Source organism: Nocardia sp. Marseille-Q1738 (assembly GCF_965283145.1).
The window spans coordinates 502,508-518,943 of sequence record NZ_CBDIMS010000004.1 but is presented as its reverse complement, the minus strand read 5'-3'; the positions used below and the strand labels follow the sequence as shown (position 1 = coordinate 518,943).

18 protein-coding genes are annotated in these 16,436 nt (G+C 67.2%); 9 read left to right on the top strand and 9 right to left on the bottom strand.

Annotated features, from left to right (window positions below; translation table 11 throughout):
• Positions 1-129 precede the first annotated feature (129 nt).
• The gene (locus ACWPXK_RS19035; protein WP_454197477.1) at positions 130-1,020 is read right to left on the bottom strand and encodes an alpha/beta hydrolase; all 891 of its coding nucleotides are present in this window, start codon (positions 1,018-1,020) and stop codon (positions 130-132) included.
• A gap of 73 nt (positions 1,021-1,093) precedes the next feature.
• On the opposite strand from ACWPXK_RS19035, the gene ACWPXK_RS19030 reads away from it, so the two are divergent.
• The 4 genes from ACWPXK_RS19030 (at position 1,094) to ACWPXK_RS19015 (ending at position 3,586) form a co-directional block, all read left to right on the top strand.
• Positions 1,094-1,798 carry a TetR/AcrR family transcriptional regulator gene (locus tag ACWPXK_RS19030; protein ID WP_454197476.1) on the top strand — a complete coding sequence of 235 codons (705 nt, stop codon included), beginning with the start codon at positions 1,094-1,096 and terminating at the stop codon, positions 1,796-1,798.
• A gap of 115 nt (positions 1,799-1,913) precedes the next feature.
• Positions 1,914-2,084 (top strand): hypothetical protein, encoded by a 171-nt coding sequence (locus ACWPXK_RS19025; protein WP_454197475.1) that lies wholly within the window; start codon positions 1,914-1,916, stop codon positions 2,082-2,084.
• On the top strand, positions 2,081-2,986 hold the full coding sequence (locus ACWPXK_RS19020) for a phosphatidylinositol mannoside acyltransferase (protein ID WP_454197474.1): 906 nt from the start codon (positions 2,081-2,083) through the stop codon (positions 2,984-2,986). Before ACWPXK_RS19025 ends, ACWPXK_RS19020 begins: the two co-directional genes overlap by 4 nt.
• Positions 2,987-3,181: 195 nt before the next feature.
• Positions 3,182-3,586: a DUF5994 family protein gene (locus ACWPXK_RS19015; RefSeq protein ID WP_454197473.1), complete on the top strand. Its 405-nt coding sequence runs from the start codon at positions 3,182-3,184 to the stop codon at positions 3,584-3,586.
• A 1,166-nt stretch (positions 3,587-4,752) separates the two neighbouring features.
• Here ACWPXK_RS19015 and ACWPXK_RS19010 read toward each other — a convergent pair.
• Entirely contained in the window at positions 4,753-5,187 is a 435-nt protein-coding gene (locus ACWPXK_RS19010) for a nitroreductase family deazaflavin-dependent oxidoreductase (RefSeq protein ID WP_454197472.1), read from the bottom strand.
• 5 nt (positions 5,188-5,192) lie between these two features.
• Positions 5,193-5,627 (bottom strand): DUF4440 domain-containing protein, encoded by a 435-nt coding sequence (locus ACWPXK_RS19005; protein WP_454197471.1) that lies wholly within the window; start codon positions 5,625-5,627, stop codon positions 5,193-5,195.
• Between the two features lie 115 nt (positions 5,628-5,742).
• Here ACWPXK_RS19005 and ACWPXK_RS19000 point away from each other — a divergent pair, with 115 nt between their 5' ends.
• Both ACWPXK_RS19000 and ACWPXK_RS18995 read left to right on the top strand, forming a co-directional pair.
• Positions 5,743-6,537, top strand: a complete 795-nt coding sequence (locus tag ACWPXK_RS19000) for a TetR/AcrR family transcriptional regulator (RefSeq protein WP_454197470.1) — start codon at positions 5,743-5,745, stop codon at positions 6,535-6,537.
• Positions 6,538-7,180: 643 nt separating this feature from the next.
• Positions 7,181-8,383 (top strand): lipase family protein, encoded by a 1,203-nt coding sequence (locus ACWPXK_RS18995; protein WP_454197469.1) that lies wholly within the window; start codon positions 7,181-7,183, stop codon positions 8,381-8,383.
• 409 nt (positions 8,384-8,792) lie between these two features.
• Here the strand turns inward: ACWPXK_RS18995 and ACWPXK_RS18990 are convergent, their stop codons facing one another.
• Positions 8,793-10,229: an MFS transporter gene (locus ACWPXK_RS18990; RefSeq protein WP_454197468.1), complete on the bottom strand. Its 1,437-nt coding sequence runs from the start codon at positions 10,227-10,229 to the stop codon at positions 8,793-8,795.
• Between the two features lie 13 nt (positions 10,230-10,242).
• Positions 10,243-11,040 (bottom strand): acyl-CoA thioesterase, encoded by a 798-nt coding sequence (locus ACWPXK_RS18985; RefSeq protein ID WP_454197467.1) that lies wholly within the window; start codon positions 11,038-11,040, stop codon positions 10,243-10,245.
• Positions 11,041-11,094: 54 nt separating this feature from the next.
• On the opposite strand from ACWPXK_RS18985, the gene ACWPXK_RS18980 reads away from it, so the two are divergent.
• The 3 genes from ACWPXK_RS18980 to ACWPXK_RS18970 are packed head-to-tail and all read left to right on the top strand — an operon-like array spanning position 11,095 to position 12,559.
• Complete coding sequence (locus ACWPXK_RS18980; protein WP_454197577.1) at positions 11,095-11,568, top strand: winged helix-turn-helix transcriptional regulator; 474 nt, start codon at positions 11,095-11,097, stop codon at positions 11,566-11,568.
• A 47-nt stretch (positions 11,569-11,615) separates the two neighbouring features.
• Positions 11,616-12,029, top strand: a complete 414-nt coding sequence (locus ACWPXK_RS18975; protein WP_454197466.1) for an NUDIX hydrolase — start codon at positions 11,616-11,618, stop codon at positions 12,027-12,029.
• A gap of 32 nt (positions 12,030-12,061) precedes the next feature.
• On the top strand, positions 12,062-12,559 hold the full coding sequence (locus tag ACWPXK_RS18970; protein ID WP_454197465.1) for a hypothetical protein: 498 nt from the start codon (positions 12,062-12,064) through the stop codon (positions 12,557-12,559).
• A 36-nt stretch (positions 12,560-12,595) separates the two neighbouring features.
• On the opposite strand, the gene ACWPXK_RS18965 is transcribed toward ACWPXK_RS18970, so the two are convergent.
• From ACWPXK_RS18965 to ACWPXK_RS18950, 4 genes are read right to left on the bottom strand one after another with little or no spacing between them, the layout of a single operon-like run.
• Positions 12,596-13,195, bottom strand: a complete 600-nt coding sequence (locus ACWPXK_RS18965; RefSeq protein ID WP_454197464.1) for a GTP-binding protein — start codon at positions 13,193-13,195, stop codon at positions 12,596-12,598.
• A complete protein-coding gene (locus ACWPXK_RS18960; RefSeq protein ID WP_454197463.1) occupies positions 13,176-13,550 on the bottom strand; it encodes a DUF742 domain-containing protein in 375 nt (124 codons plus the stop codon). The genes ACWPXK_RS18965 and ACWPXK_RS18960 overlap by 20 nt, the downstream gene beginning before the upstream one ends.
• A complete protein-coding gene (locus ACWPXK_RS18955; RefSeq protein ID WP_040778785.1) occupies positions 13,547-13,972 on the bottom strand; it encodes a roadblock/LC7 domain-containing protein in 426 nt (141 codons plus the stop codon). The genes ACWPXK_RS18960 and ACWPXK_RS18955 overlap by 4 nt, the downstream gene beginning before the upstream one ends.
• A 2-nt stretch (positions 13,973-13,974) precedes the next feature.
• Positions 13,975-16,329, bottom strand: coding sequence for a sensor histidine kinase (locus tag ACWPXK_RS18950; protein WP_454197462.1), 2,355 nt, complete (start codon positions 16,327-16,329; stop codon positions 13,975-13,977).
• Positions 16,330-16,436 lie beyond the last annotated feature (107 nt).

Below are 16,436 nucleotides of genomic sequence, written 5' to 3'. Positions count from 1 at the left end.
ATCTCACGGATGCCGGGCGCCCTGCTATTTCTCAGGCCACTTCGGGACTCGTGGGTTGCTGTCCAGGCTGGATTTCTGAATCTTGTCGGCGAGAAGATCGTGAATTCGTTGCACGGTCATCTCCTCTCGTTACGCGCCCGGCTGCAGGTGGGTGCGAAGAAAAGCGATCTGATCGGCGACGATCCGTTCGACGTGCGGCGGATGGTAAACGGTGAAGTGGTCGGCGTCGTAGTGCTCGAGGACGGCCCGGGGCACGGTCGCGGCGACTCGTTCCACGATCGCGGGGTCGATGAGGTTCTCGCGGTCGCACGCACAGATCAGCAACGGGCATCGCACGCGAGGAGCCGCTGCCGCTGCGTTGTAGAACAGCATGCCCAGTCCCGAAGCGGCCGTGATCCGGTTGTCGAACCGGTTGCCCGGCGGGGTCACCGACTGCCAGCCCTCCAGCGCCCCGGGCTGGTTGACGAATGCCAACTCACCCGGCTTGCCGACCAGCGGAACGTACCGCCGTGGCAGATGCAGTGTGGCGCGAACCAGGTCCGACAGTATCGGCACGGTGAACCGTAGAAGGTGCCGCACTCCGGCTCGGGCGACGATGGCCCGCCCGCTGAGGACGGGACATTGCACGACTGCCGCGGCCAGCTCGGGGTGGCGGGCTGCGGCAGCGACCACGTGGCTGGCCCCGAAAGACGTTCCCCACAGCGCTACGCGCGCCGAGTCGAGTTCGGGACGGGATCGGACGAAGGCGAGTGCGGAGTCGACGTCGCGGGCGTAACGGCGCTGGCTGACCAGCTGCCGCGGTCGGCCACCCGATTCGCCGAGGTAACGAAAGTCGAAGGCCACCACGGCCAGCCCGGCCGCCGAGAACCACTTCTCGTACTGGCTGAGCATCATCTCGTGCGTCGCGCCCCCGCCGTGCACGAGCACGACCACCGGATGCGGGCCTGGCCCATCGGGCAGGGTCAGCCAGGCGGCGCACTCGTCACGACCGGACGGAAAGCTGGTACGGATGGTCATCATATCTCGATTCAAGTACGTTGTACGTTAACGACGACAGTTAAACACGTACGACGTACTTAAACAAGGAGGGGTGTTGCCTGCGCCCAGAAAGTTCACCCATGAGCAACTGCGGGCCGCGGCTCTTGCGCTGGTCGACCAGCACGGACTCGCCGGGCTCACGATGCGCAGCCTCGCTGCCGCACTGGGCACCGGCGCGATGACGATTTACAACTACGTCGACGGGCGCGAGGGGCTCGAGCGTCTCGTCACGGAAGCCGTGATGGCCGAAGCGCGATGGTCCGTCGAGCCGGATGCGGAGTGGGGGCAGGAGGTAACCGCGATCGCGGAAGGACTCTGGCGCACCGCGCGTGCCCATCCGCACGCTATCCCGCTGGTACTGACCCGGCGCAGTTTCGACGAAACGACGCTCGCACCCGCGGAGGCGTTGCTGCGCGCTCTGGCCCGTAGTGGCCGATCAGGCGGGGAACTACTCATCGCCTTCCGCGCGGTGTCGGCGTTCATCACCGGATTCGCGCAAGCCGAACTCACCGGTCCGCTCTCCACCGAGCGCGGCGAAGACCTCATGTCCATCACCGACCGAATCGCGGCGCTGCCGTCGGACCGGTTCGCGAAGCTGATCGAGATCTCCCGAGCTGTCCTCGACAGCGATCCCGAAATCGAATTCCGTGGCGGCCTGGGCATCGTCCTCGCAGGTTTGGGTTGGCAAACGAACCACCCCACTCACTCTCCAGCCGGTACCCCGCATCAGCACGCAGACGGGAAAAGCGTCGAACGCTGAGCTGATTGCATGTGCCGTAACGAACTCGGCCCCATCGTCCGATCGTCTACGTCGACACGCTCACGTTCCAGGCGTTCATTGTGCTGTTTTCGGTAGATGGGAGGACACTTCAGGGATGAATCGCAAATCTCTACCGTCGCCGAGCCTGTTCAGTCACCTCGAGGAACCCGCCGCCACCTCCGCACAGGCCGGTGCGGGCGTGGTGTGCCGACCGGTGTTCAGCAGCGCTGTATCGGGTGCCGCGGCCGCGGATGATGCCGCCGTAACGGTTGGCACCGATCAGTGAACCCGAAGGCCCGAGCCTGGGATCTCGGGTACGCGGCCGGTTGGCGGCTGGTGCGTGCTCTGCCGCAGCGGTGGGCGATCCGCATGTTCGACATCGCGGCGGATCGCGCGGCCCGCGACGGGGGACCGCACCAATTGCGGCGCAATCTGGCCCGGGTACTGTCCACCGTGCCGGAGGGTGTACCCGACCACCTCGTGCACGCGAGCCTGCGCTCCTACGCTCGTTACTGGCGCGAAGCGTTCCGGCTGCCGTCGATGAATCCGGTACGGCTGGCCGATATCATCGAATCCTCGGCCACCGGGCTCGAACACATCTACGAGGCGGTCGAGCGTGGACGCGGGGCGGTGCTGGCCTTGCCGCACAGCGGCAACTGGGACATGGCAGGAGTCTGGCTGGTGCAGCGGGTGGGCTCACCGACCGTCGTGGCCGAGCGGCTCAACCCGGAATCGCTGTTCCGGCGCTTCGTCCGGTTCCGTGAAGGTCTGGGTTTCGAGATCGTCCCGCTCACCGGTGCCGCGACACCACCGTTCGAGCAGCTGACCGCGCGGCTTCGGCAGGGGCGGATAGTCGGGCTGCTCGGTGAACGCGATCTGTCCGGCACGGGCGTGCCGGTCACCTTCTTCGGCGAACCGGCCCGCATGCCGGCCGGTCCGGCCCGGCTGGCGACCGACACCGGTGCACCACTGCTACCGGTGCACTGCTGGTTCACGCCCGACGGCTGGGGATTCCACGTCGGCGCCCCGATCGACACCGCTGGCGGAGTGCAGCATACGACTCAGGCGCTGGCCGATCGGTTCGCCGCAGGAATCGCCGAGCACCCGGCCGACTGGCACATGCTGCAACCGGTGTGGACCGCCGACTTCACTGCCGACCAACTCGCCCGCCGCAACACGCCACACTGATCCAGCGCCCACGCCCAGCCCACTGGACGGGGTTGCCAGACCGGTGCCTCGTCCCTTCCACCGCCCACGCCGGGCGGCCACACATGCGTGTAGGCTCGACAGTATTCGGTGGTATCATGCGCGCTGGCCGGCAGAGGTCGCGCCGTCCCCGGTTCGATAATCCGGTCTTCGGACAGGCCGTGACAGGAGCGTCTGATGACGCCACTTTCGACGAATGTGCATCCGGCACCGCTTCGCCGCACGCCCACACATACCCCACGATTACGTCTGCGTCCGGACTCCGATACGAGCAGCTACATCGATGTGGTCTGGTGGCCACGATCGAGCAACCTCATTACCGAGCTTCCTGATCTGATCATCGAGCTCCAGCCACGGACCGGGCCGATATGGCGCATCGTCTACGACCCACGTGCATGGTCACCAACTGACCGGCACCTCATCATGGACGACCGCACCATACGACTCGACCCGTATCCCTTCGAACTGTTCGGCACGGTGTACATGTGCGGGACCGACGGTTCCGTGACCGTGCTGCAAGCCATCCCCTCGGGCGCCGATGCGGCCTTCGCGCGTTCCGCGCTCGCGGCGGCTGGGGGCTAGACGCGGTGCGTGCACGGGACGTCGACAGCTGAATTTTCACCGCTCAGACGCTGACTGGGAAGGTCGCACACCGATATGCTCGGTCGGTGCCGAACGATCCGCACGTACCCGGCCCCGACTTCGGTCCGCGGCCACCGAGCCCGCCACCCCTGCAGAGTCGGCAATCGCCGTACCTGGACCAATTCGGGCGGCCCTTGAATCAGCCGCCTCAGTTCCGCGACGTTCCACCGTCAGCGTGGTCCCAGAATGTGCCGAACGCGCCCGCGCCGGCCAAGGGATTCGGATTCGCCGTGATCGCACTGGTTCTCGGGGTTGCCGGATTGGTCGTCCCCTTTCTCCCGATCGACCTGTGGGAGGTTCGCCAGTACCTGGCATATGTGTTTGCGCTGCCCGGCCTCATCTTCGGCGTTCTCGGATGCATCGGGCCGCGACGAGGCACGGCAGTGGCAATCATCGGCTCGATATTGTGCCTGCTAGCGCTGGGGACTTGGACTGTAGCTGCCGCTGTTCAGCTGTGATCGGCGTGTCCACGCCGTCAAGATCGAACCACGTCCTGCGCGAGGATCTCGGCCCCGTCGCACGGCTCGGGCCGATGGGACAAGCGGCCGGAACGAATTGCGGACGCAGACAAGACTGTTCGCGTGGTGCCGTACTCGGCGAGCGATTGCGGTGGGTGATTCCTCAAGACTGGCGGGGCCAATTTTGGTGCTGCGCTCGCGTGTTCGAGACCCGCATCGCCGCGCGGTTGCCTGACGCCCGTGAATTACGACGGGAGTTGGGATCCCACACCATGGCTGCGGCCGCGCCGCCGAGCAGAACCACGACGATGGCAACGATAACGACCCACAGCAGTACCACCGCTACTTCTCTCCAGTCATCCCCGCCCGCACCATATGGCTTGTTATGCCAAGGCGGACAATCACTTTCGTACTCGCCAGATTCTTTACAGGCGGGGCGACCGGCGCGACTCGAGGCGAAGATTCTGTGGTGTTACAGCACAACGGAGTCCTGAGGTTTGGGATACGTCTGGTAACGCACACCCGTAACCGCCACGAGCTGTTCGATCCGAGGCCGTGTCGGAACACTCGTCGGCACCAGAAGCTGAGGGCTCCGCTCACTCGCGCAACTCGCGGCGGCATCGTGAAGTACGCGTGAGCGGAGGTTCGCTAGCGCGGGGTCAGGACGAGGACCGGGATCTGGCGGGTAGTTTTGCGCTGGTAGTCGGCGTAGGGCGGGTATGCGGCGGTGGCGCGCTCCCACCACAGCGCCTTCTCCTCGCCGAAGACTTCGCGGGCGGTGTAGTCCTTGGTTACGGTGCCGTCCTGCAACTCGACGTGTGGGTTCGCGACGATGTTGTAGTACCAGACCGGGTGATCGGGCGCTCCGGCCAGCGAGGCGACCACGGCGTATTCGCCATTGTGCTCGACCCGCATCAAGGGGGTCTTGCGGAGTTTGCCGGTCTTGTTGCCGATGGTGGTCAGCAGAACCACCGGCATGCCCATGATCGTCGTGCCTTTCGTACCACCGGATTTCATGATCCGTTCGGCTTGGTCGGCGGCCCACTCCGCGGTGCCGCGTTGGTAATCTCCGCTCAATGGCATGGTGATCAGTCCTTCTGCTCGGGCCCGGTAGGGCGGTCGGTGTCTGCACTCCGCAGCGGTGACACTCCGACGGGAGTGTTCTGCGCCGCCGCCAGCCACCACCGGCCATCGCGTTCGACCAGCACGTACATCGCCATCTCGGAGAACCCGTCACTATCGGCTGCCTGCCTGCGAATTTGTGTTACCACCACACCGGGCGCGGGAGCGAGGGTGGCGACCACCTCGAATCGTGACGGCGGGGCCACCTTTGCTGCCATCAGGCGGTGATGGATCGCGTTCAGTTCGGCGTATCCCGCCACGGTCGCCCCGAAAGGACTGCCCCACAAGACATCTGCCGCGAACGCGGAGTCGTACTCGTCAGCGCCGCTCGCTCGCTGTAACCCTTCGGCGAATTCCGTCGCCACTTGGCGAGCCCTGGCAGCGCGTTCGGGGTCGCTCACTGTAGGTCGAGCATTCATTCCTGGTCCTATCGTCCGCTGTGAAGCAATTCGGGTACAACGTACTCGATATAGCGACCGCAATTCAAGTACGATGTACGCGAGAAGGAGGAGGTTCATGTCGAGCCAGGAGAACACGACGATCTGGATGCGCCCGGAGGAGCCGGAGCGCTCCGGGCGGGGACGTCGGCCTGGCTACAGCCGGGCCCAGATCACGCAGGCCGCGGTCGAGGTCGCCGACGAGGAGGGCATGGATGGCGTGACCATGCGGCGGATCGCCGCGGAACTCGGCACCGGGGCGATGTCGCTGTACCGGTATGTCGCCGGCCGAGACGACTTGATCGACCTCATGATCGACGCGGTCGTGGGCGAGATCGTCCTTCCCGCGCAGCCCAGTGGAGACTGGCGCCGAGACTTGTCGCTCGTCGCCGAGCAAACGCGGGCGGTGGGGTTACGCCATCCCTGGCAGATCGCCCTGGCCAATAGACGCCCGACCTTGGGCCCGAACTCCCTGCGCGTGCAGGAGTTCGCCATGTCCGCACTCGACGGCTTCGGACTGGACATCGACGTAATCGCCAGTCTGGTCGGGATGCTGAGCGACTACACCCACAGCGCCGTCCATCGGGAAATCGGATGGCTGGAACAGGCCCGGCGCACCGGCATGGACATGGCCCAATGGATGAGTGGTTACGTCGGACCGTATGTCGCCCAGATCGTCGTCTCCGGGCAGTACCCGATGTTCACTCGTTCGATCGAGCAGGCGCGGGTTCCGCATATGCCGCCCGAGGAGCGCTTCCGATACGGGCTCGCCCATGTGCTCAACGGCATCGCCGCCGGCCTGCCCGCCGAAAGCGGGCAAGTCGTGCGTGCCCCCGACGGGTCGATGTCGGATCGATCAGCCGATCCAGCTTGACGCCGCTCCGGCCGAGAGACCGACGCGATCCGGGTCCTTACGGCCTATCGCCTGTACGAAAACCGCTCGGCGCCACGCCTTTTCACGTACGCCGGGCGCCGAACGGGTCAGCAGAGGGGTTGCACCGAGCCGACGAACTGGCCGGTGAGCAGGCACCACAGATTGCGCCATGGGGAATTCGGTGCGGGTGCGGACTGGCTTGCCGAGCCTGATCCGGCCGCATGTGCCGGCGGGATCGCCGCTGTGTGAGCGGTGCCGAGCAGGGCGGCGGTGATCGCGAGAGCGACAGTAGTGCGTTTGACCAACATGCGTACCTACCTACGGTCGGGCTGGTGCGGTCAGTATCATCAGCTGATGTCTGCCCGACCAGCCACGAATCCCGTTGGCAGCAGATCAGGGGGCGGCTGGTTCGGTGGCCGGATCTGGTTGCACGACAGGGCATCTGGCATTCGCGCGGCAGTTCCGATCAGGCCCGCGATCACGGCCACTAGAAACATGGTCGCGACACCCTCGTGCGGCATCAATAGGATCGGAGCGAATTCGAAATTGGCTGGGGGACAAGCCGAAGGAGAGACGTCCCGTAATGAGCGGACTACCTAGCGGTTGGATACTGCGGTCGCGTCTGCGACGCATCCTGGGGCTGTTGGCGACACTTGTTGTGCTACCGATATTTTCACTTGTCGACGCACCTGCCGGCCGGGCCGAAGACGCGCTGCTGCTGCCGACGGATGACCCGTTCTACCGTGCCGACCTCCCGCTGGCCGACATCGCGCCGGGCACGGTGCTGCGGACCAGGACCGTGGCGCTGGCCCCGACCGGCGTGCAGCTGCCTTTGACGGCCACGCAGCTGCTGTATCGCACAACCGGCCAGCTCGGCGAGCCCGCCGCAACGGTTGCCACGGTGATCCGCCCGCCCGGTTCCTCGGGCGCGGTTCGGCTGGTTTCGTATCAGACCGCCTACGACGCGCTCGGCGCGCGGTGCGATCCGTCCTACACGCTGCGCGGCGGTGGGCCGGGTTCGATCATGGACACGCCGATCATCGCAGGCTACCTCGCAGCCGGATTCACCGTGGTCACAAGCGATTACGAGGGTGCCGAGCGGGCGTACGGCGCGGGACACAAATCGGGGTACGCCACCCTGGACGGTGTGCGCGCCGCATTGACGGCGCTCGGCGCCCCGTCGGCGACCCCGGTGGGTATGTCCGGTTTCTCGGGCGGTTCGATCCCGACCGTATTCGCCGCGGAACTGGCGCCTGACTATGCGCCCGAACTGGAGATCGTGGGCGCCGCGGCGGGTGGTCTTCCGGTCGACTTGGTCAGCACTGTCGACTACATCAACGGCAGACAGGAGTGGGCGTCGCTGCTGCCGTATCTGATGACCGGCATGGCGCGGGGATTTGGCATCGATATGGATCCCTACCTGTCGGATTACGGCAAGCAAGTGTTTGCCGAAGTCGCGGACAAGTGCGCGCCCGACGGACCCAAGTATCCCGGCCTGCGGATCGAGCAGCTGCTGCAACAGCAGTACCAGGATTACCGGTCCATCCCGGCTTTCGCGCCGATGATCGAACAGGGGCGAATGGGTAGCGCGGGCACCCCGGAGGGACCGCTGCTCCTCGGTGCCGGTAATGCGGACGGCACCGGCGACGGGGTAATAGTGGCCGCGGACACCCGCGAACTGGCCGCCGACTACTGCCGTCGCAACGTCGCGGTCCGCTACATGGAATATCCGGGCGCCGATCACCTCATGGCCGGAATCCTGTTCCCTCCGGCCGCGCAGAGCTTCCTGCAGGCTCGCTTCGACGGCGCCGCGTTCGACAACGACTGTGCCGCGCTTGTTCGATGATCTGCCGACCTCGGCTGTGACGATGGCGAGGGTAGGGGAGCATTCGCCGGAGATGCGCCGCTGAGTCGGTCAGCGAGGGGTGCTCGTGCCGAGTCTGATCGCTGAGGGGTCCGAGCACACGAACGGCCGGATCCGCAGTTGGACCATCGTTGGCGTCGGGAAACGATTCTCGGCACCCGTTCTTCGGTGGCAGTCAGGATGCTGCCGATGTCGCCACAACGGCGGCCAATCCTGCGGTTCATACCGAACACCTGGCTGACCATGTGGGAAACCTCGGCAACATCGCTGCTGGCGACTCCTCGGACAACTGGGCGGGACGAATCAGCTACGTGGTGGTGACCGCGGCGTCCAGATACCAAGAACGCCCGATGGCAGCCTGCCCGGAGGCCGTCTGGTGATTACTCCGGCGCTAGGGTATAGCGTTGTCTGGTTCGGTGGCCGGAGCCGGTTGCGCCACAGGGGATCCTGGCATTCGGGCGGCAATTCCGATCAGGCCCGCGATCACGGCGACCGCTGCTGTCACGTACCACCCGCGCTGGAAGGCGTCGAGCGTCGCCTCCGGCCCAGAGGGGGAGCCGAGCACCGCGACGAGGACCGCCACCCCGACGGCGAGGCCGATCTGTCGCGCCATGCTCAGCACCGCGGACCCGGTGGCGAATCGCTGGGGTGGCAATCCGCTGGTTCCCGCCGCGAAGGCGGTCGGTAGCGTCAACCCGACACCGATGCCGCTGACCACCATGCCGCCGAGTAGCCCGCCGACGTAGTCGGGTTGCAAGGTGATCGCCTGCGCCCACCACAGCATGGCCGCGCCGAAGATGATCCCGCCCGCCGCGATGACCGGCCCGGCGCCGATCCGGCCGATCAGGCGTCCCGCGAGGACTGCCACCACCGGCACCATCAGTGGTCCCGGCGCGATGGCCAAGCCGGTGCGAAGGGCCGACCAACCCCAGACATTCTGCGCCCACAACACCACCGACAGCAGCATCGCGCCGAAGGCGACATTGAAGAACACCGCGTTGCCGGTCATCAGCGCGAAATTGGGGGCGCGCAACAGCGCCGGGTCGACCACCGGACTGTCGTGGCGGGCCGAGGAGACGACGAACGCCACTGTCAGAATCGCCGCCACGGCAAAGGCGGCCAGCACGCCGGCTGCCGACCAACCCCAGTCCTCGCCCTTGACCAGTCCGAGCACGAGCGTGGCGATCGCACCGACCAGCAGCGTCGCACCGACCAGATCGGGCAGCCTGCCTCCGTCACCGGGCGGGTCGGGCAGCATCCGCAGTCCGGCAACGACCGCGACCAGCCCGATCGGCACGTTCACCAGAAACACCCAGCGCCAGCCGAATTCGACCAGAACACCGCCCAGTACCGGCCCGAGCGCCGCGCCGAGCCCACCGAACGCGACCCACAGTCGCACCGCGGCGGCGCGCCGCTGCGGCGGGCTCGCCGCGAGCACCAAACCGAGCGACGCCGGGGTCAGCAGGGCGCCGCCAACCGCCTGGATCACGCGGAACACCACCAGCGATCCAACGTCCCACGCGGTCGCGCACAGCGCCGATCCGATGACGAACACCGCGAGCCCGAGCAGAAATGTGGTGCGGATGCTGCTGCGGTCACCGAGTCGCCCTGCTGGGACCAGCAGCGCGGCGAACACGATCGCATAGGCGTTGAGCACCCAGGACAGTCCGGAGAGCTTCGCTCCGGCGAAGTCGGCGGCCATATCCGGCAGTGCGACGTTGACGATGAACAAGTCCAGGCTCGACAGCAGCACTCCGACCGAGACGATGGAGAGCACGATCCGGAAGTCGGCGGCAGGCCGATGCACGGCCGTGGCAGGGGAATTCACGATTGTCTCCGTTTCAGCCGAGTACGCGGCGGGTCTGCCGGGCCGAGGCGAGCAGCCGGCCCTCCCGGTTCCAGATCGAGATGTCGTCCACCGACCAACCGCCGCCGGTGGAGGCATTCGTGGCACGCACCAGCACGGGCTGGCGTCCGGCAGGTTCACGGTGCAGGTACATCGACTGCGCGACGGTGGGGACGGCGACGGGCGCGCGCAGCGTGGGGAACACGGCGGGCGGCAGCGCGTCGGCCAGGATGGCAAGGGTCGCCGCATTCGTCGGAAGCTCGGGGACCAGGCTGATCCACGCGCACATCATGCGTTCGTCCGCACCGGTGAGCGGCAGCGGTCCGGCGCAGGGGCGGATATCGAAATGAGCTCCTACCGGCACGATTTCCGGCGGCAGGGCGAACTTCGCACATGCTTCGGGGCCGGGTACCTCCGGCGCGGGGTCGCCTGCGTAGTCGTCGACGCCGGTCGCCACCGTGCGTCCGAGCGTGATGGAGGCCGCGGCGATCGGGCTGCCGTCTTGATCGGCTCGCGCCTCCAGTACGGCGGTGCTGCGGCCGACCGTGTGCTCCGTCGCGCGGAAACTCAGTGCGCCTTCCGTGGGACGGCCGAGGAAACGCAGGTCCACCGCCCGCACCGGCAGCGGATCGGTAGCCGCTGCGCGTGCCACCTCGACGAGCAGGGCGGCGATCACGCCGCCATGTGGTCCGGTCCAGCCGCGCCAGGTCTGGTCGACTCGCGCCTGCCAACCGTCGCCGGTCTCGGTCAGCGCGAATTCCTCGGCAAGCGTCCGCGTAGTGAGTTGCATCATGAAACGAACCATAAGGTAGTGAGTTCTATGAAGCAACTGACTATGCTGACGGGTATGCGCAGGACGAGCTTCGAGGACATGAACTGCTCGCTGGCCCAGTGCCTCGAGGTGGTCGGAGAGTGGTGGACGCTGCTGATCGTGCGGGACGCGCTGTTCGGCGTGACGCGCTTCGACGACTTCCGCGCCCGGCTCGGCATAGCCCGCAATGTGCTGGCCCAGCGCCTGGAGCATCTGATCGACCACGGTGTGCTCACCCGGGAGCCTTACCAGGACAACCCGGTTCGCTACGACTACCGCCTGACCCCGAAAGGGCGTTCGCTGTGGCTGGTGGTCACGGCGATGCGCCAATGGGGCGACGAATGGGCGGCCCCAGACGGTCCGCCGGTGCAGACGCGGCACACCGGTTGCGGAAACCTCGTGACCATCGAACCGGTGTGCTCCGAGTGCGGAGAGCATGTCGGCGCCCGCGATCTGCGTCCGGTCCTCGGGCCGGGTGCCAAGGACGCGTCCCTGCTTCCGTCCGGCTGATCGGTGTCCGCGCGGCGCGGCAGGCGATGCGGCGTTAGGCTGCGGCGGTGGCGGACGGGCGAGTGCGGCAGTTGATCGACACGGTGGCGTGGGTGCGGATCGAGGACGGGCGGATCCTGTGCGCCAGACCGCGCGGCAAGGACGTCTTCTATATTCCCGGCGGCAAACGCGAGGGTAGCGAGAGCGATATCCAGACACTGGTGCGCGAGATCGAAGAGGAGCTCACCGTCGCACTGCTGCCCGAAACCGTCGCGCACGTGGGTACCTACGAAGCCGCGGACGGCCCCGCGGACGCCGCGGTGGTGCGGATGAGTTGCTACACCGCCGACTATCGCGGAACGCTCGCCGCCAGCAGCGAAATCGAAGAGGTCGCGTGGTTCCGCTACGCCGACCGCGCTCTTGTTCCGCCGGTCGACCAGTTGCTGTTCGACGATCTGGTGAACGCCGGTCTGCTGGGGTGAATCGCGGGACGAACAGCGCTACCGTCGGCGCTATGTCGTGGCTTCGGGCACTCCTTCGGTATGCGGGGTATGCGCTGTGGGCATTGCCGCTGGCGATACGGCGGATTCCGACCCGGTTGCGGGTGCCGCGGCGGATGCTCGGCGAATCCGTTCTTCCGCACAAATTCTCGGTCGCACGGTCGGTGTCGCACTCGGTGCTCAGCGGCGCGGTGGGCCTGCTGGCGTGGTTCCTGGCGTTTCTCGCGGTCGTCGCCGCGATCCGGGGGATCTGCTATCCGCTGATCGCGGGCGACAATCTCGAAGGGTCCTGGGGCGGTCCGTCGTTGGCGGGTGCGTGGGCGGTGCACGCCGTTCTCGGCGTCGGTTTGCTGCCGGTCTGGCTGCTGGTCTTGGCCGGACTCGGCGCGTTCCAGGTGCGGCTCACCCGCGGCCTGCTCGGCCGGAACGGTCCGTGGTGGCCCGCTCCGGCCGCGGTGGTGCTGGCCGTGGGCGGCGCACTGCTGTTTCTGGCCTGGCTGCGGCAGGTGTGAAAGCTCAGCCGAAGCCCCGGGACGGGCGCAGTCCGCTCAGGTGGTGACCTGCACGCGCTGCGCGCGTTGGATCAGATGCTCGACGAGGGTGAGCAACACGGTCTTGCACGAGCCGCGGTCACGGGCGTCGCACAGCATCACCGGGGTGACCGCGTCGAGGTCGAGTGCGTCGCGCACTTCATCGATCGTGTAGTGCGGTGCCCCGTCGAAGCAGTTCACTCCGACCATGAACGGCAGGCCGCGGCGCTCGAAGAAGTCCACGGCGGCAAAGGAATTCCCCAGCCTGCGGGTGTCCGCGAGCACCACGGCGCCCAGCGCGCCGCGCGCCAGCTCGTCCCATAGGAACCAGAACCGGTCCTGGCCGGGGGTGCCGAACAGGTAGAGCACCAGGTTGCGGTCGATGGTGAGCCTGCCGAAGTCCAGCGCGACCGTGGTCGTGGACTTCTGCTCGACGCCGGAGAGGTCGTCGATGCCGGTGCTCATCTCGGTGATCAGCTCTTCGGTGCGCAGTGGCGCGCATTCGCTGATCGCCGAGACCATGGTGGTCTTGCCTACGCCGAACCCGCCGGCGACGAGGATCTTGACCGACGCGGCGAGCTGCGGGGTGCCGCTCGGGTCAAATTTTACGGATTCCATCCAGTACCGCTCGCAATATCTTGAGGTCATCGGGGCCGGCCTCCGTCGGAACGGGGGCGCGGAAAATCAATTGCCCATCGCCGATCAGGTCACCGACGAGGATCTTGGTCACCGCAAGCGGCAACCGCAAATGGGCGGACACTTCGGCGACGGTCTGTGAAACCCGGCATAGCCGAAGAATATCCACGTACTCCGGTTCGAAACGTCGCGGGGCGGTTGCGGAGTTGTCCACGACCACGGACGTGAGCATATCCAGTTCGGGTCCGGAGGTGGTGGTTCGTCCGCGCGTGAGCGCGTAGGGACGCACCAGCGGGCCTGCCGCCTCGTCGAACCAGGGCTCACGCGGGTTGGTCATGGCAGGTTGGGCTCGACCTGTCCGACGAGGTCCTGCCGCGGCGTGGTGGACAGGTAACTGCCGACGCGCTGGACGGTCAGGTTCATCTCGTAGGCGACCATGCCGAGATTCGCCGACTCGGCGGCTTGCAATGCCAGGCAAGCGTTGTCGCCCGCGGAGGTGACGAACAGCACCGCACGGTCGAGTTCGATGACGGCCTGGCGGACGCCGCCGCCGTCGAACCGGTTGCCCGCGCTGCGCGCCAGCCCGTAGAGCGCCGACGACATCGCGCCGAAGTGTTCGGCGTCCTCGCGGCTCATGCCGCTGGAGCGGCCGAGTAGTAGACCATCGGTGGACAGCACCACCGCGTGGCGTACGCCCGCCAGCCGGTCGACGAGATCGTCCAGCAGCCAGTTGAGATCACCTGCGGGAGAAATGGACACCCCTAGCCTTCCTGTTCATCGGAAATGACGGCGCGGCGGCCCTGCCGCGTCCCGTTCTCGATGGCGGACATCAGATCGCGGGCCTGTTCGGCCGAACGTGCGGGCTGCGTGGACGCGGCCTGCTCTTGGACCGGCTGCGCCAGTTGCGGTGCGAGATTGGTCTGTCGATTTCGCCGGGGCAGCGCGGGGCGGCCGTCCGGGCCCGGTTCGGGCGGCGCCTCGGTGAACGCCCGTGGTGCGTAGCGCGGCGGCGCCAGTTCGCCGGCCAGCGTGGCCACCGCGGACGTGCCGGTCGGCGTTGGATCCGCCGCACCCGCGAGCGTCGCAGTGACGCCGCGGCGACTGCCCGGATCGGTGAGCTCCGCCGGTGTCGGCGGCGTGTCGGGCTCGCCCGTGATGAGCGCGGTCGGGATGATCACGATCGCCTTGATCCCGCCGTAGTCGGAATCCGACAACCGCACCGCGATTCCGTGGCGCGCGGCCAACTGGGCGACCACGAACAACCCGAGCCGGGAGTCGGCCGACAAGGCGGCGACACCGAAGTCGGGTGGGTTGCGCAGCATGTCGTTCGTCTTGATCACCTCGGCCTCGGTCATGCCCATGCCCTGATCGGTGATCTCGACCATCACCCCCTTGCCGACGATGTTGCCGGTCACCTCGACACGCGATTGCGGCGGGGAGAACGAGGTGGCGTTGTCCACCAGTTCGGCGAGCAGGTGGATGAGATCGGCGACCACGGCGCCGAGCACCTGGGTCTCCGGCAGCCGGGCCACCCGGACCCTGGCGTAGTCCAGAGTCTCGCCGACCGCGCTGCGCACCACGTCCACCAGCGCAACGGGATTGCGCCACTGCCTGCCCGGCTTGCCGCCGCCGAGAATCGTGAGGTTTTCGGCGTTGCGCCGCTCCCGGGTGGCCAGATGGTCGAGGCGGAAGAGGGTGTCGAGCAGGACCGGGTCTTCCTGCCGCTGCTCGGCCTCGTCGAGGATCTCCAACTGCCGGTGCACCACGATCTGGCTGCGGTGCGCGATGTTCAGGAACACCGCCTTCACGCCCTCGCGGGTGCGGGCTTCGGCCACCGCGGCGGCGACGGCCGCGGAGTGCGCGTGCTGGAACGCCTTGGCGACCTGGCCGATCTCGTCGTGTCCGTAGTCCAGGTCGGGGGACTCGGCCGCGGGATCGACGGCTTCGCCGTCGCGCAGCCTGCGCATCATCTCCGGCAGGCGCTCGTCGGCCAGTGCGAGTGTCTGGCCGCGTAGCCGCTTCAGCCGGCGAATGACGCGGTTGGCGATGACCACCGCGACGAGAAACGCCAGCCCGCTGACCACGAGCACGCCGCCGCCCGCGGCGGCGGACCTGGTCGCCGCGGCGGCGGCCTTGTCCTCGGCGAGTTTCTGCGAGGCCCGGTTGTGCGCGGTCCATGCGTCGATGAGGCCGCGGCTGACTTCGGTGGCGGCGCTGTGCCATTCCTGCGTGCTCAACGGCAACGGGGGCGGTCCGGTGGGACGCGCGCCGCTGCCGGACGTGCTGGAGCTGGTCGAACCGGTTGGCGTCGGGGCAGCGGCCGGGACGGGCGCCATGGCGCGCTGGGCGATGGCGTTCTCCATCGTGGTCAGCTGCTGCCAGGCCGTCCCCGCGGTCAGCGCTTGGAGGTGCTGCTGCTCCGCGCCCTCGAGTTCGGCGCTGAGCGCGGTGATCTCGGTGTGGTAGAAGCCGATCTGCCGGAGATATTCCTCCGCCGGGATGAGTGGGGGATGGGTGCCGTCGCCGAATATCGCGCCGAGTGCGTTGCTGCGCGCCATCGCCTCACTGGCGTTGAACAACCGCATGCCGGTGGCGATGCGGACGGCGATCTCGCTGTCCGGTGCGGTCTGCTCGGCGACTTTGGTGCCCACCGAGATCACGTCGAGCAGCCGGTTGAAGAACGTGTAGGCGTCCGAGGGCGGTAGCGCGGCCGCGTCGACGCCGGAACGCACTGCCGTCATGTGCTGCGTGAGCGTGGTGAAATTGGCGACGTTGTCGCCGAGCTTCGAGTCGTCGACGTCGCGGAGGCCCTGCGAAGCCTCGACGAGGCCGCGCAGGGCCGCGTCCAAGCGCACCCGCGCGGCGCCGAGGGCTGGCGCGACGGTGCCGTCGCCGGAGAGCTGGGTGAGCGTGAGGTGGCGTTCCAGTTGGACCGCCTCCATTAGTTCCCTGGTGGAGGGGATGGCCTTCTGGTTCTCCGCGGCCCAGTCCTTCGCTTTCGTTCCCTCGGCCACCAGATAGCTCGCAGCGCCCACGCCGACGACAAGCAGAGTCAGGCTCGGGATGAGCGCGATTGCCAGAATCCGGGTACGGACGCCGAGCCTCGCTCTGAACATCGGAACAACCTAATCGACAATTCAGGCCATCCGGGCGTCCTGTCCCGGTGAGTGGGACTTGATTTGACTCAGCGCGTGTCATTGTGGTGGCTGCTCGATCCGGCCGC